Raw genomic sequence first — 18,688 nt, 5'->3', positions numbered from 1 at the left:
TACGGCACCGAGAGCGTGCCGGCCGTCAACAAGATCGTCGGGCCCGGCAATGCCTTCGTCAACGAGGCCAAGAGGCAGGTGTTCGGGCCGGTCGGTATCGATCAGCTCGCCGGCCCGTCGGAGATCTTTATCGTCGCCGACTCGACTGGCGATGCGGAAATGATCGCTACTGACATGCTGGCCCAGGCCGAGCACGACATTCGCACCCGCGTCGGCCTGATCACCACCGATGCGGCGCTGGCCGAGGCGACGCTCAAGGAAATCGACAAGCAGTTGGCGACCCTATCGACCGCGAACGTGGCGGGGCAGGCCTGGCGCGATTATGGTGAGATTACCGTCTGCGACGACGAGGCTACGATGATCGCCTATTCCGACCTGATCGCCGCCGAGCACCTGCAGGTTCACACCGCCGATGCCAAGGGCATGGCGCTCAAGCTGCGCAATTATGGGTCGCTGTTCATTGGAGAGTTGGCCAGCGTGGTCTATTCCGACAAGTGCTCGGGCACCAACCACACGCTGCCGACCATGGGCGCTGGCGCCTATACCGGCGGCCTCTGGGTCGGCGCCTATGTCAAGATTGCAACGCACCAGTGGCTGGATGAAGATGGCGTCAAGCAGGTTGCCCCGCCCGCAGCGCGGCAGTCTGCCAGCGAGGGGCTGGAAGGTCACCGTCGCGCGGCTCAGTTGCGGCTGGATCGCATGCAGGCATAAATTTCGCGGTCTGGGCTCCTCTCCCGTTTACGGGGGAGGGGGACCGCGCGTAGCGTGGTGGAGGGGGAAGCCACACACGGAGTCGACGTTGCGGTCACCAGACTTTATCCGTGAGCGTGCGAAAAGCATGCGCCGCGCCATGACCGCGCCTGAAAAGACGCTGTGGTTTCTTCTTCGGCGCAATAGTCTTGGTTGCCATTTCCGGCGCCAGCACCCTATCGGTCCCTTTATTCTCGATTTTTACTGCGCCGCTTTAAGGCTCTGTGTCGCGGTCGACGGTCCCGTTCACAGCGGCCAAGCTGAACGTGATGAGCGTCGGACCAATTGGTTGAAAAAGGAGGGGATCATGGTGATCCGCTTCTCTGCTGAAGAGGTCGAGACGCGGTCAGCAGGGGTCGTTGCCGCCATTGCGCGGGCGGCCGCCCCCTCCACCGCCTGACGGCGGTCCCCCTCCCCCGCAAGCGGGGGAGGAAAGCCGACTACTGAATCGCGTCCGCCTCGATCCACGCGGCCTTGAGCTTCTCAACCGTGAACCCAGGCGCGCGGGCGGCGGTCAGGATTGGCACTTCCTTGCGCATCACCATATCGATGGCCCAGGCCATGCGCTCGATATGGGCGGCGGGAATCGCCACGCCACCGTGGCGGTCCGCATGGATCAGGTCGCCCGGCCGCACGGTCATCCCGAACACCGTTACCGGGCAATCCAGCTCGGTCACATGCACGAAGGCATGGCTGGGGCCGACGGCACCGGCGATCACCTGATAGCCCTCGTCGAGCATGCCGAGGTCGCGCAGCACGCCATTGGTCAGCGTGCCGGCAATGCCCAGGCCCTTGTGCTGGGCCACCTGCATTTCGCCCCAGAAGCCGCCGATGACGTGGGGGTAGTCGGTATCTTCGATCACCACCACATTGGGGCCGTCGCCGCCGGCGACGTATTCATAATACTGCATCCGCAGGGCCCGCACCTCGGCGGCCGGCTTCTGGGCCGGCGACGAGGCGCGAATCTTGGCGGTGCGGGCAAAGCCCACTACGGGCGGCAGGCCGGGATCGGCGCACACAACCGGGGTCTTGGTAAACCCCTCCGCCGTGCGCCCGCCCATGACGTGCTCGAGGGCGTTGCACACGGTGGGGGTATCGGCCTTGCGCAGGGCGGCGAGGACTTCGGCGGAAATCGTGGGCATGGGTTTTTACTCGGCCGCCTGCGCGGTGGCAAACTGCGGCGCCGCAGGCGCGGCTGCGCCGCGGATGACGAAGGCGATCGCATCGGCCGAGGCCGGGTTGCGGAAGCCGTGCACCAGCCCGATGGGTACGGTCAGCGTATCGCCGGCCCCCAGGATCAGCGCGCCATCGGCCCAATTGAATTCCAGCGTACCGGACTGCACGAAGATCACTTCCTGCTCGGCGCGGCTGTGCTGGGCAATGCTGGCGCCGGTCTCGAGCTTCAAACGACGGAGCGCAAAATCGTGTTGCCAATGACCGATGATCGGGCCGGCCTTGAAGCCATCCGCCGCGTCAACATCGCCGATCAGGGCCGCCTCTTCGACGCCTTCGCCGGCCAGCGGCGAGTGCGGGTTGCCGGCCATCTTGGCATGCGGCACGTAGTATTTCGACAGCTCGGACATTGGCGGGGTGGTCAGTTCCTTGAGCTTTTCGGCGCTCGGGGGCTGTTCGAGTTCGGCGCCTTCGGGCACCTTTTCGCCCAGGGTGGTGTCGATCAGCTTGCCGCCCTTGAGCAGCTTGAGGCCGAAATCCTCGGCCATCTTAAAGACCGACGGCGCCCAGACAACTTTGCCCGGATCGTCGTGACCGAGCACCACGGCGAGGAACCCGGTGCCTTCGTCGCGCTTTTCGAAGCCGCGGAACATGTGGGTGGGCACGGTGGCGACATCACCCGGCTCGACATCGAGATAGCCTTCGTCCTTGTTGGCGCCGAAGACGAAGCGCCACTTGCCGCTATGGACCAGGAAAGTCTCGGCGGTCAGGTGCGAATGCTGGGAATTGGTGCAGCCGAAAGGCTGGCGAGCAGCGCCGAAATTGAAGCCATGCGCTTCGGGTATATGGACGACCTGCGCCTTGTTCTCGCTGACGCCGGGCCCGATGATGGTGAAATTCTCCTTGCGATCGGAGCCCGGCGTACGAGCATCGATGAAGGCGTTGCGCAGGCCCTTGAGGTCCGCATAGCGCACCAGGCGCTTTTCCATTTCGGCTTGGGTCCAGGTTGTCATGGCAAATCCTTTCACGGCAATGTCGCCAGATTTGAATACGTATGCAAGAAAATTTCAAGCGAAATCGAATCCAGCATGCTGGATTTCTTGCTGGCAGATCATGCGGTGTCTTTGGGGCGGTACAGTTTGCGGCCATCGATGTCGACGACGCCGGTTTTGGGCAGGCGGGCAGAGGTGCGCACAACCAGTTCACCCGAGAGGATGCGATGCTCGGCTTCGATCTCGCCACTGGTGATCTGGTCCATCAGGATATCGACCGTGGCTTCGACCATTTTCTTGAGCGGTTGGGACATCGAGGTGATGCCATAGGAGGTCCAGCGGGCGGGACCGACATCGTCATAGCCGACGATCGAGAGTTGTTCGGGCACGGCGATGCCGAATTCGTGGCGCGCCACGTCCATCACGGCCACCGCCATGTGGTCGTTGGCGACAAAGATGGCTTCGGGGCGGTTGGGGCCGGACAGCATGTCGCGCGCCGCCGCCTCCGCGTCGAGGCGGGAGTAATTGCCCTTGCCCAGGGCAATGTCGGTAAAGCCATGGGCTTGCAGTCCCTCGGCAAAGCCGAGGAAGCGGTCGCGATTGGTGGAAGAACTTTCAAGCCCCGCAATATAGCCGAAGCTTTTATGCCCGCCGGCCACCAGGAATTCGGCGATCTTGCGCCCGCCATCGCGGTTGCGCGTGGTGACGGACGATACCGCATCGCGCTGCGTGGTGCGGTTGAACAGCACAACGGGAATACCGGCGGTGGCGCATTCTTCCGACAGGTCGGACGATAGCGAGGTCGAGGCCAGGATGATGCCGTCGACGCGATACTGCATGAGCTGGTCGAATACCGGATCGCTGTCGCGGTCCATGAAGCCGGTGAACAGCAGGAGGTGATAGTCCTCCGCCGCCAGCCGCCGGCCCAGTTCCTCGAGCACGTCGGGGTAGAACAGGTTTTCCAGATACGCCATCACCACGGCGATGATGCGCGAGCGATTGGTGATCAGCGAACGGGCGATCGCATTGGGCCGATAGCCGAGCTCCTTGGCCGAGGCCAGAACCTTGGCGCGGGTCTTGGAGGAAATGGACGCGCCGGGCGTAAAGGTGCGCGACACGGCCGATTGGGAAACCCCGGCATGTTCGGCAACCTGGGAGGACGTCACTCCCGGTTTCTTGGCCCCTACTCCGCCGTCCATCCGCCATCTACCAGTAGTGACGCGCCCGTCACCAGTTGCGCTGCGTCCGACGCCAGAAAAACGATCGGACCCATGATGTCTTCCACCCGTCCCAACCGCCCCAGCTTGATCTTGGACAGAACCCATTGCCGAAACGCCGGATCGCCCAAGTTCTTAGCGGTCAATTCGGTTTCGATAAAGGTCGGGCAGATCGTATTGACGCGAATATTATTGGCGCCCAGCTCTATGGCCATGGCCTTGCTGAGGCCTTCGACAGCAAACTTGCTGGCGGCATAGACGGCGCGGTTCGGTCCCCCGACATGCCCCATCTGCGAGGAGATATGGATGATCGAGCCGGGCAGGCCCGCTTCGATCAACCGGCCGACCACCGCCTGCGATACGAACAGCGTGGCACTCAGATTGAGCGCCATCACAGCCTGATAATCGACTTCGGTGATATCGGCGAAGCTGGAATGGCGGGCGCCCCCGGCGCTGTTGACCAGGACCTGGAACGGCTCGGCCTCGGCGATGAAGGCGCGAACGGCCTGCACATCGGTAATATCGAGGGCCACGCCCTCCGCGGCCATTCCGGCGTCAGCCATCTGGTTGACCACGGTTTCGACATCGGCCGCCGTGCGGGCGGCGACGGTGACATGGGCACCCGCTTCGGCCAGGGCTACGGCCGCGCCCAGACCGATGCCGCGGGTTCCCCCGGTGACCAAAGCGCGCTTGCCATCGAGGCGAAAACTTGGGGTGGTGGGCAGGCTCATATTATTCGGCAGCCTCGACGCGCGGCGTGGCGCCGGTGCCGTAGGGAATGTTGCGACCACCGTAGCGGCGGACGCGCACATTGGCTTGTTCGGCATGGCCGACAAAACCTTCGAGCATCGATAGGCGCGAGCCGTATTCGCCGATCATGGCGGAGGCCGCGTCGGTGGTGACGGTCTGCCACGTACAGGTCTTCATGAATTTGCCCACCCACAGGCCACCGGTATAACGCGCCGCCTTCATCGTGGGGAGAGTGTGATTGGTGCCGATGACCTTGTCGCCGAAGGCCACATTGGTGCGCGGCCCAAGGAACAGGGCGCCATAATTGGTGAGGTTATCGCGGAACCAGAAATCGCGGTCGGTCATGACCTGCACATGCTCGGAGGCGATGCGGTCGGCCTCGGCCAGCATTTCCTCGTAGCTGTCGCAGACGATGACTTCACCGAAATCGGTCCAGGATTTGCGGGCAACATCGCCGGTGGGCAAGATGGTCAGCAGGCGCTCGACTTCGGCCATGGTCTCGCGGGCGAGCTTTTCCGAATTGGTGAGCAGGATCGCGGGCGTGGTCGGGCCGTGTTCGGCCTGGCCGAGCAGGTCGGTGGCGCAGATTTCGCCGTCGACGGTTTGGTCGGCGATGATCAGCGTTTCGGTCGGGCCGGCGAACAGGTCGATGCCAACGCGCCCATAGAGCTGGCGCTTGGCTTCGGCCACAAAGGCATTGCCGGGGCCGACCAGCATATCGACGCTCTTGATCGACTGCGTGCCGATGGCCATGGCGCCAATGGCCTGAATGCCGCCCAGCACGTAGATTTCATCGGCGCCGGCCATGGCTTGGGCGGCAACGATGGCCGGGGCGGCCTTGCCATGGAACGGGGGAGCGCAGGTAATGACGCGGCCGCAGCCAGCCACCTTGGCGGTCAGCACCGACATGTGGGCCGAGGCCAGCAGCGGGTATTTTCCGCCGGGGACGTAGCAGCCGACCGAGGCGATGGGGACGTGCTTATGGCCGAGGGTAACGCCCGGCAGGGTTTCCACCTCCAGGTCGGTCATGGTCGCCTTTTGCTTTTCGGCAAAATTGCGCACCTGGGTCTGGGCGAAGGCGATGTCGGTCAGGTCCTGCTCGGAAAGCTGGTCCATGCAGGCTTTAATTTCGGACTGGCTGAGGCGGAAGTCGGGACGATCCCAATTGTCGAATTTTCGCGATAAGTCGCGGACGGCGTCGTCGCCGCGCTTTTCGATATCGCCCAGGATGGTCTCGACGGTGGCGCGCACCTGCCGGTCGGCTTCCGCTTTCGCCTCGGCATCCTTGCCGCGTTTGAGCCAAATGGCCATGTCTTGCTCCTGTGGTCGCGGCGTGGCCGCCGCAGATGTTAGGTTGATGGTCAGCCGGCGCTACGCGGCGGCTTGATGTCGGCGTGGCCGGCATGACGCTCGAAGGCGTCGCCGATCTGGCAGATCGTTGCCTCATCGCGATGGGGGCCGATAATCTGCATGCCCATCGGCAGGCCGTCGCTGAGCCCGATGGGCAGCGCCAGCGCCGGATGGCCGGTGAGGTTGAAACCGATGGTGCGCATTGGCGTCCAGACGGCGGACTTGCCGAAGGCGGCGACCGGCAATGCGGTGGTCAGGGCACACACGGTGACCAGCGCGTCGAAATCGGCGAAGACGGTATCGTCGAGTTGCTGGCGCAGCACCGAGCCGGCGCGGCGCGCTTCGGCCACTTCGGCAGCGGTCAGCGATACGCCGGCGGCCAGCGTCTGGAAGGTCATCCGACCGTAGCTTTGCGGCTGTTCGGCCAGCGCCTCGGCGTGCAGCGCGAAGGCCTCGGCATGCAGGATTGCGGCGGCGGCGGCCTCGAAATGCTCGTAGGGCGGCAGTTCGACGGCAGTGATGATCGCCCCCAGCAGGGAGAGCTGGGAGACGGCCGCGTCCATTGCGGCGACGACGGCGGGCGCGGTTTGTGCATCCTTGGCGAACCAGTTGCGGGCGTAGGCGATGCGCAGACCCGCGATGGGCTGGCCGAGATGGGCCGATGCGGCGGCGGGCTGGTTGACGCGATTGGAGATGACGTCGAGCGTCACCGCCGCATCGGCAACGGTGGCGCTGATCGGGCCGATGTGATCGAGGCTGGCGGCGAGGCCGAACACGCCGGTCTTGGGCACGAGGCCAAAGGTTGGCTTGAGGCCGACGACGCCGCAATAGCTGGAGGGGCCGCGCAGCGAGCCGCCGGTATCGGTGCCGAGCGAGGTGCGCAGCAGGCCGCCCGCCACCGCGCTGACACAGCCCGATGACGAGCCGCCGGTGATGTGATCGAGATTCCAGGGATTGCGGGCCGGTGGATAGAGCGTATCGAAGGCAGGACCGACAGTGCCGAATTCGTAGGTGGCGAGCTTGCCGATCAGCACGGCGCCGGCTTCGGCAAGGGTGCGAACCACGGCAGCGTCTTCAGCCGGGACGTGGCCTTCATGCTGGCGCGAGCCGGCGGTGGTGGGGATGCCGGCGGTGTAGATCAGGTCCTTGAGGCCGATCGGGATGCCGTGAAGGGGACCGCGATCCTGCCCAGCGGCCAGTTCGGCGTCGGCACGCGCGGCATCGGCCAGCGCCCGCTCGGCGGTGACGGCGTAAAAGGCCCGGTAGGTCGGATTGCATTGCGCAATGCGTTGCAGATGCGCGTTGGTGAGCCCGAGCGAGGTCAGGCTGCCGTCGCGCAGACGCTGTGCGGCTTCGATGATGGGAAGGTCGGCCCATTCGTCCTGAACCGGCGCTTCCGGACGCTGCTCGTTTGTGCCGACAACGGCGCGCAGGCCGTCAATGCCCGCATGCAGCCAGTTGGCGAGAGCATAAATGCCTTCGGCGTCTGCAGCCGGCAGGCTGAGCCCATGCGCGGCGACATCAGCCTGGAAAGCTGGCTTGCCCAGTTTGCTGCGGTCCGACACTGGCTGTTCCTGGCGCTTGTTCACCTGAGGCGCCTATGCTGGCACGAAATCGAGCCGGGCACCCGAGGCCCGGTCGAACAGATGGCAGATCGAGGGGCGGATATTGATGCGCACGACGTCGCCGATATCGGCGCGATAGTCCTTATTGGTCTTGATCGACACCAGCGCTCCAGCGACGCGTACGGCGATCATGGTCGCATCGCCCAAGAGCTCGACGGTATAAATTGGCGCTTCGATCTGGGCGTTGTCGTCCGCCAGCGTGGCATCCTCCGCGCGGAAGCCCAGCGTCACGGGACCGGACACCGATTTGCTGAGGCCCGAGACCTTCATGTTTTCGGCTGTGAAGACGCCATCGACGATATCGCCATTGACCAGGTTCATTGCCGGCGAACCGATAAAGGCCGCGACGAAGGTATTGGCCGGCCGGTCGTAGATTTCCATTGGCGTGCCGACCTGCTGCACGAGGCCCTTGCTCATCACTACCACGCGGTCGGCCAGGGTCATGGCCTCGATCTGGTCGTGGGTGACGTAGATGGTGGTGCGCTTGAGCGTGTGATGCAGGTTCTTGATCTGGGCGCGGGTGGAAACGCGCAGCTTGGCATCGAGATTGGATAGCGGCTCGTCCATCAGGAAGGCATTGGGCTCGCGCACGATAGCGCGGGCTAGGGCAACGCGCTGGCGCTGGCCACCAGAAAGCGCGGCCGGACGGCGCTGCAGGAAATCATCCAGCTCCACCATCTTGGACGCGGCCATGACGCGTTCATGATGCTGTTTCTGCGGGATCTTGCGGACCTTGAGCGGAAAGCGGATGTTTTCGTAGACAGTCATGTTCGGATAGAGCCCATAGCTCTGGAACACCATGGAGATGTCGCGGTCCTTGGGCTCGAGCTTGTTGACCAGGCGGTCGCCAATCCAGATTTCGCCTTCGGTGATGTCCTCAAGCCCGGCGATCATCCGCATGGTCGTGGTCTTGCCGCAGCCCGAGGGACCGAGCAGCACGAGGAATTCCTGATCGGCGATATCGAGGTTGAAGTTATCGACGCCAACGAAATTGGACCAGCGCTTGGAAACGTTCTTGAGGCGGATCTGAGCCATGGGTCAGCCTTTCACTGCGCCGGCGGTCAACCCGCTGACGATCTGGCGTTGGAAGAAAAGCACGAGGATGAACAGCGGCACGGTGGCCGAGACCACGGCGGCGACGGCGAACATAACCTTGCCTTGTTCCTGCACCGAGCCGAGGAAGCTGGCGATTTTCGGCACCATGGTCTGGTTATCGGCGCTGAGCAGCATCGAGGTGGTGGCAAAGTCATTGTAGGCAAGCAGGAACGAGAACAGGCCCGTGGTCACTACCCCCGGCCACATCACCGGGATGATGACCATGCGGAAGGCCCGAAAGCGCGTGCAGCCGTCGACCATGGCGCTTTCGTCCAGATCCTTGGGGATGCTGAGGAAGAACGAGTGCAGCATCCACAGCGTGAACGGCTGGTTGATGGCCACCAGCACGATAATCGAGGTGGGGAGCACGCCCCAGATATTGAGCTGGAAGAAGGGCAGCAGATAGCCCGAAACCAGGGTGATGTGGGGCATGGCGCGGAAGACCAGCGCCGCGATCAATATCCAGAAGGCGTAGCGCTGGCCGGAGCGGGCCAGCGCATAGCCGCCCAGCGTGCCCAGGGTCAGCGAAATCACCGTGACGGAGACCGTGACGATGGCGGTATTGCCGACGGCGCGCCAGAATTCGCGGGTGACCCAGGCGCCGTAATAGCCGGCGCCCGTGAAGGTCGAGCCGGTCTGCTTGAGCGTATTGGTGCCGAAGATGGCATTCCACCAGCTCTCCCGCGAGAAGAAGTCGACTTCGACCTTGAACGAGCCCCACACCGTCCAGATAAACGGAAAGGCGGCAACGACGACCCAGAGCACGATCAGCATGGTGATCAGCGTCTGCAGCGCCAGCGGGCGTTTTTGGGCGAGCGATTCCGACATCTCAGATCACCTTGCGGTTGAATTCGCGCCAGGTGCGCACCAGAACCGGCATCAGCAGCACGATGACGCCCGCAATGGTCAGAACCGAGGTGGCGCCGGCCGAGCCGAACAATTGGGTATCGCCCGACAGATCGTTGTAGATCAGCCAGCTCAGCGAGGTGGCGTTGGCTTCAGCGGAAAAGCCCACAATGGGCTCGAAGACCCGGAAATTATCCATCAACTGCACCAGCGCAACGAAGGTCGCCAGGGGTGCCAGATGTGGGATGATGACGTAGCGGATGCGCTCCCAGCGCGAGGCGCCATCGATCATCGCCGATTCCAGCGTATCGCCCGGCACGGTCTGCAGGCCGGCGTAAAACACCACGAAGGAGAATGGCGCATTGGTCCACACACCGTAAAACAGCAGCGACGCCCAGGTCAGGGCTGGAGAAGCGCGCAGTGATAGCGTTGGGTCATTGAAGATGTGCTGGATGGTGGCGCCGATAATGCCCTGCGGATTGATCATCCAGAAGAGGATCAACGAGCCGACCAGTGGCGTGATGATCATCGGCAGCAGCGAGAAAAAGATCGTCGGGCCTTTGACGATCTTGGGCAGCGCATTGACGCCCAGCGCGATGGCAAATCCCAGGGCCATGGCCAGCGGGGTGACGACGAAACAGAACACCAGGGTAAAGGCCAGGGCCTTGTAGAAGGGCAGGTTGTAGATGCGGGCGACAGCGTCACCAAAACCCTTGCTGGTGCTGATGATTTGGCCAATTTCGGCAACGGCGAGATGGCCGCGATTGAGATAGGTGCCAAAGCCGTTGAACTGGCCCAAAGGCTGTTCCTTTTTGAGCGCGGCGGTCGCCGCAGAGTCGACGCGCACTTCCTTGGTGCAGCCGCCGAAGGGCTGGCAGTTCTCCACTTCGACCAGCACGCGGCTATGCTCGACGTAGAAGGATTGCACCACCACCGAGACGATCGGCAGGGCAATGAACAGCACCATGGCGATCAGCGAGGGGAGAATGAAGGCAAAGAATGTCTTGTGCGGCATGCCTGCCTCCCGTTTTTTGATGCGTATATGGAGCGCGATATCGCCGCGTCGCCCCCTCTCCCTTTTGGGGGAGAGGGGTGAGGTGAGATACTAGAGGAAGCCGCCTTCTTTGGCAGCGGTGTCGTAGGCGGCTTTCACATCCGCCAGTGCCTGGGTTGCGTCTTCCTTGCCGGCGATGAATTCGGCCAGTTCGGTGGAGAGCGCAGTGTGCAGCAGGCCCATATAGGGCTGCATCGGGTAGGCACGGGCGCCGCCATTGGCGGTGGCGATCACGCCCACGGCTGCGGGGCCCGGAGTGTAGCCCTTGACCAGCCAGGTGGCAGCATTGGGATTGGCGGCAATAGTGGCAGGGCTGATGCCATGCATCATGGCCTGGAAGGAGGCTTCGGCATCTTCATCGGAGATGTTCTTGGCGATGGTGAAACCATCCCACCACAGGGCCGCGGCCGGAGTGGTGCCACCCGCAATGGTGGGCGCGGCAGCGAAGACGGTGTTGCTGACGATATCGGCTGGAACGGTGGCCGGATCGACGGCGGCGCCAGCCAGCGAGCCCCACTGGTTCATCATGGCCACCTGGCCGGCGTCCCAGACCTTGTTGAGTTCATTGGCATCGAAGGTCAGGTAGTCCGGGTTCATGTAGGCGGTCATCGCCTTCATGATTTCCAGCGTCTTCTGGCCATTGGCATTGTCGATGGCCAGTTCGGCGGAGCCGGGCGCGAAGAAGTCGCCGCCGGTGCCCAGATAGGTGTTGACGAATTCGGCGGCCAGATCCCAGCCGGGCTTATCGGAAGCGGCCAGCGGATAGTCCATGATGCCGGCGTCCTTGATCGCCTTGGCGGCGGCCAGCACGTCTTCGTAGGAGGTCGGGGCCTTGGCAATGCCGGCCTTTTCCAGGATGTCCTTGCGGTAGAAGAGATGCTGGGAATTGCCCATGAAGGCAATCGCCATGATCTTGCCGTCGATCTTGATCAGCTGATTGGGCTGCAAATCCTGGCCATACTTGGCAACCAGATCGTCGAGCGGGCGGATCAGGTCGTCATTCAGCAAGGGCACGATCGAATTGTTGGCGACCATGGCCACGGTGTATTCGGCCGGGTTGATGGTCAACGCCGGAACCTGCAGGTTCTTGTGTTCCGCGGTGGCATTGGCGGTGACGGTGACACCAGCGGCGACGCAATCCTGGGTCGCGGTCTCGATGACGCGCAGCGCCTCGAAGTCATTGGACAGAATGCGGACCGAACCCTTGGCAATCCCGCAATCGGCAAAGGCTGCACTGGCCGTCAGCAACAGAACGCTGAGCGAAACCGTCGTCTTCAACATCATTTTCATCGTTCTCTCCTGCTGACGGTCTCGCCGCCCCCTGCCCGGGCTCGACAGATCGAAACCCGGTTTCCAATTCACTTGCGGCAGCCTTCCAGCGGATGGACTGCCCGGCGCCCCTCGCAGCAAACCGAAGCCTGACTGCTCACGAATGCCGTTTTGCATTCGTATGCAAAATAGCTAACCACACTATCAAGCCGGGTGCAACTCCCGCTGCCAAAATTTGTTTGTCTTTCTAATATATTGAAATGTATCAGGTTTTTGCGGAACTTCGTACGCCATGCCAGAGCGTCCCGCGATCTCGCAGGAGCTTTGGTGGAGCGGAACCTTCGGGCATGAGCTACGCGCTGAACGCCGTGTCTCGCAGGATTTGCTGGAGCACGAAGAACTCGTTGAACATGGTCCAGTCCTCGACGATCTTGCCGCCTTCGATGGCAAAGTGGCTGATGCCCCACATGCGTACCCGGCGACCGCTAGGCGTTCCGTAGATGCCATAGCCAGTGTGGGTCCCGATCAAGGACCAGCGCACCGAGACCTGGTAGCCTTCGGCGTCATTGCCCATCCAGTAGACATCGTCCACCGAGTGGGCGAGGTCGGGGAACATGGCCAGGCGCGCGACGATGTTCTGCATGTAGTCGCCGATGCCGTAGTGTTGACGACCGCTCGGACCAAAGCTGCGCACATTGGGGGCGACGAACTCACGGCTGGAGCCGATAAGGCGCCAGTTCCACACATAGTGCAGCATGCGACGCACGAAGTCTTCGGGATCGAAGGGGCCTTCGGGCGCCGGTGCCATATGGACGGGCTTGCCCTGCCCGCGCAGACGATCGGGCTCGCCCGCGCCGATCTGGGCGAAGCTATCGGTGTCGAGCAGGTTCGCCTTTTCGCGCGCCACGGCACGGACATCGAGGCCGAGTTGCTGGACCAGGCTGGCGGAATTCTCGATGACCCATTCCTGGTAATATTCATTGCCGATGCAGACGCAATTGGCGACGACCCACCAGGTACAGCGCCGCCCGGTCGGCGGACCGAACTCGCTCCAGCCGGTATTGGTGCCGACGAAGAAACTGCGATGGGAGGTGTGAAAGCCATTCTCGTCGTCGCCGGCCCAGATCACTTCGCTGGGAATCCAGCGCATGTCCGGGAAAGCGTTCATCAGCCCGAGCGAGCCGGCAATGACCGCGTCGCGGCCGGAGCGGGTGCCGAATTCGTCCTGGATCAGGATGTTGTTGCAGTAAAAATCATAGACATAGCCGATGTCCTTTTCTTCCCAGGCGCGGTGGGTACCGCGAATGGTGAAGTCCACGATGTCGGTATAATGGTCCTCGAACCCTCGCATGGATTGGCGGCGCTCGCCCGGATAGAGCAATTGCTGATCGGTGCTCATGCGGCCGCGCAGCGAAATGGAATAATCGGTCGGGTTTTTGCGGTTAAGCGGGTTGGGGATCAGATCCCTTATCTGTGCACGGGCAAGGTCGGCGGGCGGAATCCAACCCTCCATGGGCTGATTACCCCAATTGGCGAGACGATCGGGCGTGGCTTTGGACTGTTCGCGCTTGCTGGACATGGACACTGGCGTAACGGCGGTCTCGGAGGGTTTTTTGGGATCGGTAGCCATGGCTTCTCTCGTTCGCGATGGTGTGAGGTGTTCTATTGAAGACGGATGGTAATGGGGTCGTCGGCGCCGCTCAGGTTTGACAAGGGCACCAGGATGCGGCGCTCGGGGCGGCTGCGCAGGGGACGTCGCAGCAGTTCGCGGCTGCCGCTGGTCACCACGAGTTCGCCGGAGAACGGCTCGGAAAGCCGCAACTGCAGGGCCGGCGCATTGCCGGAGATGCCAGGGGCGAGGCGCTGCGGCACTGCATATTTGAGCTGCGGGGCGACGGTAATCGGGATGGTCGCGGCCAGTGCGGGAGTGGCGGAAAGGTCGGCCGCGACGCGCCTGCCCAAGGCCAGGCCCTCGCGATGGCACCAGCCGGCGGTTTCGATGCCGCGCAGCAGGTTGCCGGTCGCGAAATAGCTGGGGTCGGAGCAGCGATGGAATTGGTCAACCGCCGGGCCGCCGCTGTTGCGATCCACCGCGATATGAGCGGATCGCATCAGGCTGGCCTCGGGCACGAAATGGCCGGTCAGCAGTACGCCGTCGCAGGCGATCTCGATCGAGGGCCGGCCGTTGCGCGAGACGCGGACGCCATCGACACGGCCGGTGCCGGTGATGGCCTCGACCTGCGTATTGTAGTGCACCGGAATGCCGAGTAGATGCGGGAACAGGCCCATCGGCCAGCGCGCCACGGCACGGTCGCCCTCGGCAATCACCGCCTGAGGCCGGATGCCGTGGGCGAGACAGGTCCAGATTGCCGAGAGGCTAACCAATTCGGTGCCGACGATGACCGGGCGGCGAAACGGCGTCAGTCCCTGCAGGTAGAGATAGGCCTGCAAAGCCCCGGTATTGACCACGCCCAATGGGCGATCGCCACTGACGAGGCGCGCGGCGCGCGTGCTTTCGCGGGCGCCGGTGGCGAGGATGACGCGGCGGGCGGTGACGGTCAGCGCGCCGTCGGGATTGGCGATGAGCAAGCGACCTTCGGGCTCGAGCGCCACCACCGAATGGCGGGTCAATATTTCGACGCCAGCCGCGCGGGCCTTGCCGACCAGGGCACGGGCGTAGCGGGGCCCGCTCATCGGCCTGCCGAATTCACGGACCCCGAAGGCGGGATGGCCGCAATGACGTGGTACGCCGCCGGCTTCGGCCTCGCGTTCGATGACCACGACACTTTCGATGCCCGCGCGGCGCAGGGCCATCGCGGCACCCAGCCCGGCCGGGCCGCCACCCACGATGGCGACATCGACGTGCCTGGCGGTGCTCATGATGCCACCGCCATGGCCGGGGTCAGATGACCTTCGCTGAGGCGTGCCACCTGGGCGCTGCAATAAAAGCCTTGGCAGCGGCCCATGCAGGCGCGGGTGCGCCGCTTCAGACCGCCCAGCTCGCCGGGGGGAACCGGCGTGGCAAAGGCGGCGACGATTTCTCGTTCGGTCACCAGTTCGCAGTGGCAGACCATGGCGCCATGCCCATCGGCCTGCCAGTCGCGCGGCGCCATTTCGGAGATGTTGGGAACGGGTGTGATGGCAGGCGCCGCAAGTGGCACCGCGTCGAGTCCCATCTGAGCGAGCTGGCCGCGGGCATATTGAGCGAGGCCCAGCGCGGCGGTGAGCCCGGTGGAACGAATCCCGCCCAGGCTCAGGAAATTGCGCTCATCGTCACGGCGAGTGCGGTAGTGTTTTTGCTCGCTGGCGGGGCGCAGTCCGGCATAGACGGCGTTGACCTGCACGTCGGCCAGGGCCGGCACCATGGCGATGGCAGCCTGGCGCAGGCCTTCCAGCGTGTCCTGCTCGACTGTGGCGTGTTCCCGATCGTCCTGCTCCTCGGCGGTGGGACCGACCAGCACATTGCCGAATGCGGTGCGGGCCAGCACCACGCCCTTGGTGCGTTCGGTGGGCACCGGCAGGATGATGGTTCGCAGCATGCGCGCCGCCATCTTGTCGAAGACCAGAAACTGACCCTTGCGCGGCTTGATGGTGAAGCTGGCATCGCCCAACAGCGCCGCTTCCAGCCGGTCGCCGAACAGGCCGGCACAATTGACCACGTAGCGTGCGGCTATCGGACCTGTGGTGGTGTCGAGGGACCAGGCGCCGTTTGCGAAGCGGCCGCCGATGACTTCAGTGCGGCGCCGGAAGTCGGCGCCATTGGCCACCGCCTGTGTGAGATAGGCGAGCGGCGCGCTCCAGGGGTCGATGACATGCTCGCCGGGGACCAGCACGGCGCTTAACGCTCGCCTGTCGAGCGCTGGCTCACGGGCATGGATAGCGTCCGCATCGATCAGGCGGGCATCGGCAACGCCATTCACATGCGCCTGCGCCAGAATGGACGGCAGCTTGGCTTGCTGTTCCTGCGTCCAGGCAATGACCATGCCGCCAGTTTCAAGCAGAGGCAGGTTCAGTTCGGCACGAATGGCGAGATATTCGGCATAACCCTGCTGCATGCAGGCGAGTTCGAGGCTGCCACGGGGAGCATCGAAGCCGGTATGCAGCAGCGCGCTGTTGGCCTTGCTGGCGCCCGATAGAATGTCGCCCCCCTTCTCGACGAGAACAACGCGAGCCCCGTCCAGCGTCAGGCGGCGCGCCACCGCGCATCCGACTACGCCGCCGCCAATAACGGCGACATCGTAGGAATTGCATTTTGCTGCCGGGTCTGCCACGTTCACTTCCACAACAAGAATGACTATTCGGTAAGTTCTGATGACCGAATTGTCAAATGGAGAGTTCAGTGCGGCCTGAGGACAGACGAGAGCGGATTGTGGATCTCGTTCGCGCGCGGCGCAGCGTGAGCGTGGATGAACTCGCGGAAAGCCTGGATATTTCGCGCGAAACGATCCGCCGCGACCTGACCGAATTGGCGGGCCGCCGCCTCCTGCGAAAGGTGCATGGCGGTGCCACGCTCCCCGAACTGCAGGGGGAAGGCGCCTTTGCGGTGCGCATGGGCGAACGTGCCGCGGAAAAGCGCGCCATAGCCCGGCGGGCGGCCGAGCTCTTCTCGCCGGGTGATACGCTGTTCGTCGATACGGGGACCACGACCCTGGCTTTTGCGGAGGAACTGGCGCGGCGGCACGAGCTGACGGTGATCACCAATTCGCTTGGTATCGCCCAGATCATGGGCCGCGCGGGAAACGGGCATGCGGTCTATCTGCTCGGTGGGGCGTTCAGCGAGGATGCGTCCGAAACGCTGGGCTCGCTTGCCGTTGACCAGATCGGCACGTTTCATGCCGCGCATGCCGTGTTGACGGTGGGCGCCGTCAACGAGACGGGCCTACAGGATTTCAATCTTGAAGAAGCGCAGATTGCCCGGGCCATGCTGCGCCAGGCCCGCGTGGTCACCGTGCTGGCCGATGACAGCAAGTTCGAGCAGCATGCGCTGTTTCCCATAGCGCCGCTCGGCAAGATCAACCGACTGGTCAGCAATGCGGCGCCCGGCGCTGAACTGTCCGCAAGCTTGCGAGAGGCCGGAGTGGAGATGATCGTGGCGGAGGTCAGCGATGACTGAACGGCCGCAGGAGTTGGCCAAGCGGACACGCAGGAGCCTGCCGTGAGGATTGCGGCTATCGATCAAGGCACCACGTCGACGCGATCCCTGCTGGTCGAGACCGGTTGCGCGCCCATCGTCATGGGCCGCCGGCGGCACCGGCAGAGCTATCCCAATCCCGGTTGGGTGGAGCACAAGCCGGCCGAATTGCTGGCCGATATCCGCGCGTGTCTGATCGAAGCGGGTGCGGTGGATGCGATCGGCATCGCCAATCAGGGCGAGAGTTGCCTCGCCTGGCACGCGACCACCGGCGAGCCGCTGTCACCGGTCATCGTCTGGCAGGACATGCGCACCGCCAATGCCCTGGCGGCTTTGCCGGCCGCGCAACTGGACCGGATGCTGGCGCTATCCGGCCTGCCCGCGGATGCCTATTTTTCCGCGTCCAAGCTGGGCTGGCTGCTGCAAAACAACGCGACCGTTGCTGAAGCTCATCGGAGTGGTCAACTGCGCCTTGGCACCACCGATGCCTACTTTCTGCATAACCTCACCGGACACTGCGTGACCGACGTGACCACGGCCTCGCGCACGGGGCTGATGAATATCGCGAGCCTTGAATGGGATGCAGAGCTCTGCGCCTTGCACGGCGTTCCCGTGGAGACGCTACCCACCATCGTGCCGACCATGGGCGATTTCGGGACGATTGACGGCGTGCCCGTTCGGGCCAGCGTGGTCGATCAGCAGGCGGCTCTTTATGGCCATGGTTGCCGCAGGCCGGGCGACGCCAAGGTGACGTTCGGCACCGGGGCCTTTGCGCTTGTGGTCACCGGAGACACGCTGGTGCGGGCGCCCGAGCTTGGCATTTTGCCCACGATTGGCTGGTCGGGTCTGGGCGGGATAGTTCGAGCCGCCGATGGCGGGGTGTACGATGCCGGATCAGCGCTGGAATGGGCGCAGCGCCTTGGGCTGTTCGAGGATTTCGGCGAGCTGGACGAATTTGACCGCCCGCCGGCCATAAGCCGGGGGCTCGCCTGTGTACCGGCCCTATCGGGTCTGGCCTGCCCCCATTGGGACCGCAGCGCGGGCAGCCTGTTCATCGGCATGACGGCGGACACCGACAAGCGCGACTTATGCCAGGCATTGCTGGAGGGATTGGCTTTCCTTACCGCCGACGTCATTGCCGCGCTGGATGCCCAAACCCCCGTCGGTGACCAAATCTCGATCGACGGCGGGCTCTCGCAAAGCCGCTATTTCTGCCAGATGCTGTCCAATGCGACTGGCCGGACAGTGGCCGCGGCTGCTTTTTCAGAACTTACTGGCGTTGGGCTAGCCCAACTCGCTGCGGGAGGCATGATCGACATTGCCCTGGATGAGCCATCGTTGACTTTCCCCGCCAGAGGCCTGCCCGATTTCCGACCGCTGTTTGACTCCGCGTTGTTGCGATCGCTCCACTGGCGGTAGACATTGTCAGTTTGCCC

Annotated in this window: 17 protein-coding genes; 4 read left to right on the top strand and 13 right to left on the bottom strand. The window is 63.7% G+C overall.

What is annotated here, in order from left to right; translation table 11 throughout:
• Together hisD (JWP26_RS05565) and JWP26_RS05560 are read left to right on the top strand one after the other, a co-directional pair.
• A partial coding sequence (gene hisD, locus JWP26_RS05565) for a histidinol dehydrogenase (RefSeq protein ID WP_299724527.1) occupies positions 1 to 711 on the top strand: 711 nt, incomplete at its 5' end.
• An 88-nt stretch (positions 712 to 799) separates the two neighbouring features.
• Positions 800 to 1,150: an endonuclease domain-containing protein gene (locus JWP26_RS05560; protein ID WP_299724525.1), complete on the top strand. Its 351-nt coding sequence runs from the start codon at positions 800 to 802 to the stop codon at positions 1,148 to 1,150.
• A 40-nt stretch (positions 1,151 to 1,190) separates the two neighbouring features.
• Here JWP26_RS05560 and JWP26_RS05555 read toward each other — a convergent pair whose 3' ends face one another.
• The 13 genes from JWP26_RS05555 to JWP26_RS05495 form a co-directional block, all read right to left on the bottom strand.
• Positions 1,191 to 1,892: an RraA family protein gene (locus JWP26_RS05555; RefSeq protein WP_299724523.1), complete on the bottom strand. Its 702-nt coding sequence runs from the start codon at positions 1,890 to 1,892 to the stop codon at positions 1,191 to 1,193.
• A 6-nt stretch (positions 1,893 to 1,898) separates the two neighbouring features.
• The gene (locus JWP26_RS05550) at positions 1,899 to 2,936 is read right to left on the bottom strand and encodes a cupin domain-containing protein (protein ID WP_299724521.1); all 1,038 of its coding nucleotides are present in this window, start codon (positions 2,934 to 2,936) and stop codon (positions 1,899 to 1,901) included.
• 98 nt (positions 2,937 to 3,034) lie between these two features.
• Entirely contained in the window at positions 3,035 to 4,081 is a 1,047-nt protein-coding gene (locus JWP26_RS05545) for a LacI family DNA-binding transcriptional regulator (protein WP_299724519.1), read from the bottom strand.
• A gap of 17 nt (positions 4,082 to 4,098) precedes the next feature.
• Positions 4,099 to 4,863 carry an SDR family oxidoreductase gene (locus JWP26_RS05540; protein ID WP_299724517.1) on the bottom strand — a complete coding sequence of 255 codons (765 nt, stop codon included), beginning with the start codon at positions 4,861 to 4,863 and terminating at the stop codon, positions 4,099 to 4,101.
• A 1-nt stretch (position 4,864) separates the two neighbouring features.
• Entirely contained in the window at positions 4,865 to 6,193 is a 1,329-nt protein-coding gene (gene hisD / locus JWP26_RS05535) for a histidinol dehydrogenase (protein ID WP_299724515.1), read from the bottom strand.
• A 50-nt stretch (positions 6,194 to 6,243) separates the two neighbouring features.
• A complete protein-coding gene (locus tag JWP26_RS05530) occupies positions 6,244 to 7,821 on the bottom strand; it encodes an amidase (protein WP_299724513.1) in 1,578 nt (525 codons plus the stop codon).
• Positions 7,822 to 7,830: 9 nt separating this feature from the next.
• Positions 7,831 to 8,892, bottom strand: a complete 1,062-nt coding sequence (locus JWP26_RS05525; protein ID WP_299724511.1) for an ABC transporter ATP-binding protein — start codon at positions 8,890 to 8,892, stop codon at positions 7,831 to 7,833.
• Positions 8,893 to 8,895: 3 nt separating this feature from the next.
• Positions 8,896 to 9,780 carry a carbohydrate ABC transporter permease gene (locus tag JWP26_RS05520; protein WP_299724509.1) on the bottom strand — a complete coding sequence of 295 codons (885 nt, stop codon included), beginning with the start codon at positions 9,778 to 9,780 and terminating at the stop codon, positions 8,896 to 8,898.
• Position 9,781: 1 nt separating this feature from the next.
• On the bottom strand, positions 9,782 to 10,813 hold the full coding sequence (locus JWP26_RS05515; protein ID WP_299724507.1) for a carbohydrate ABC transporter permease: 1,032 nt from the start codon (positions 10,811 to 10,813) through the stop codon (positions 9,782 to 9,784).
• Between the two features lie 90 nt (positions 10,814 to 10,903).
• Positions 10,904 to 12,142 (bottom strand): ABC transporter substrate-binding protein, encoded by a 1,239-nt coding sequence (locus JWP26_RS05510; protein ID WP_299724505.1) that lies wholly within the window; start codon positions 12,140 to 12,142, stop codon positions 10,904 to 10,906.
• Positions 12,143 to 12,473: 331 nt separating this feature from the next.
• Positions 12,474 to 13,751 carry an ester cyclase gene (locus JWP26_RS05505; protein WP_299724503.1) on the bottom strand — a complete coding sequence of 426 codons (1,278 nt, stop codon included), beginning with the start codon at positions 13,749 to 13,751 and terminating at the stop codon, positions 12,474 to 12,476.
• 32 nt (positions 13,752 to 13,783) lie between these two features.
• Positions 13,784 to 15,001 carry an FAD-dependent oxidoreductase gene (locus tag JWP26_RS05500; protein ID WP_299724501.1) on the bottom strand — a complete coding sequence of 406 codons (1,218 nt, stop codon included), beginning with the start codon at positions 14,999 to 15,001 and terminating at the stop codon, positions 13,784 to 13,786.
• Entirely contained in the window at positions 14,998 to 16,392 is a 1,395-nt protein-coding gene (locus tag JWP26_RS05495; protein ID WP_299724499.1) for an NAD(P)/FAD-dependent oxidoreductase, read from the bottom strand. Before JWP26_RS05495 ends, JWP26_RS05500 begins: the two co-directional genes overlap by 4 nt.
• Positions 16,393 to 16,448: 56 nt before the next feature.
• Here JWP26_RS05495 and JWP26_RS05490 point away from each other — a divergent pair, with 56 nt between their 5' ends.
• Together JWP26_RS05490 and JWP26_RS05485 are read left to right on the top strand one after the other, a co-directional pair.
• On the top strand, positions 16,449 to 17,234 hold the full coding sequence (locus JWP26_RS05490) for a DeoR/GlpR family DNA-binding transcription regulator (protein ID WP_299724497.1): 786 nt from the start codon (positions 16,449 to 16,451) through the stop codon (positions 17,232 to 17,234).
• Positions 17,235 to 17,276: 42 nt separating this feature from the next.
• On the top strand, positions 17,277 to 18,671 hold the full coding sequence (locus tag JWP26_RS05485; RefSeq protein ID WP_299724495.1) for an FGGY family carbohydrate kinase: 1,395 nt from the start codon (positions 17,277 to 17,279) through the stop codon (positions 18,669 to 18,671).
• Positions 18,672 to 18,688 lie beyond the last annotated feature (17 nt).

It is taken from the genome of Devosia sp., from assembly GCF_028290435.1.
GTDB lineage: Bacteria > Pseudomonadota > Alphaproteobacteria > Rhizobiales > Devosiaceae > Devosia.
The sequence above is the reverse complement of the archived record's forward strand: the minus strand, read 5'-3'. Positions and strand labels throughout refer to the sequence as shown.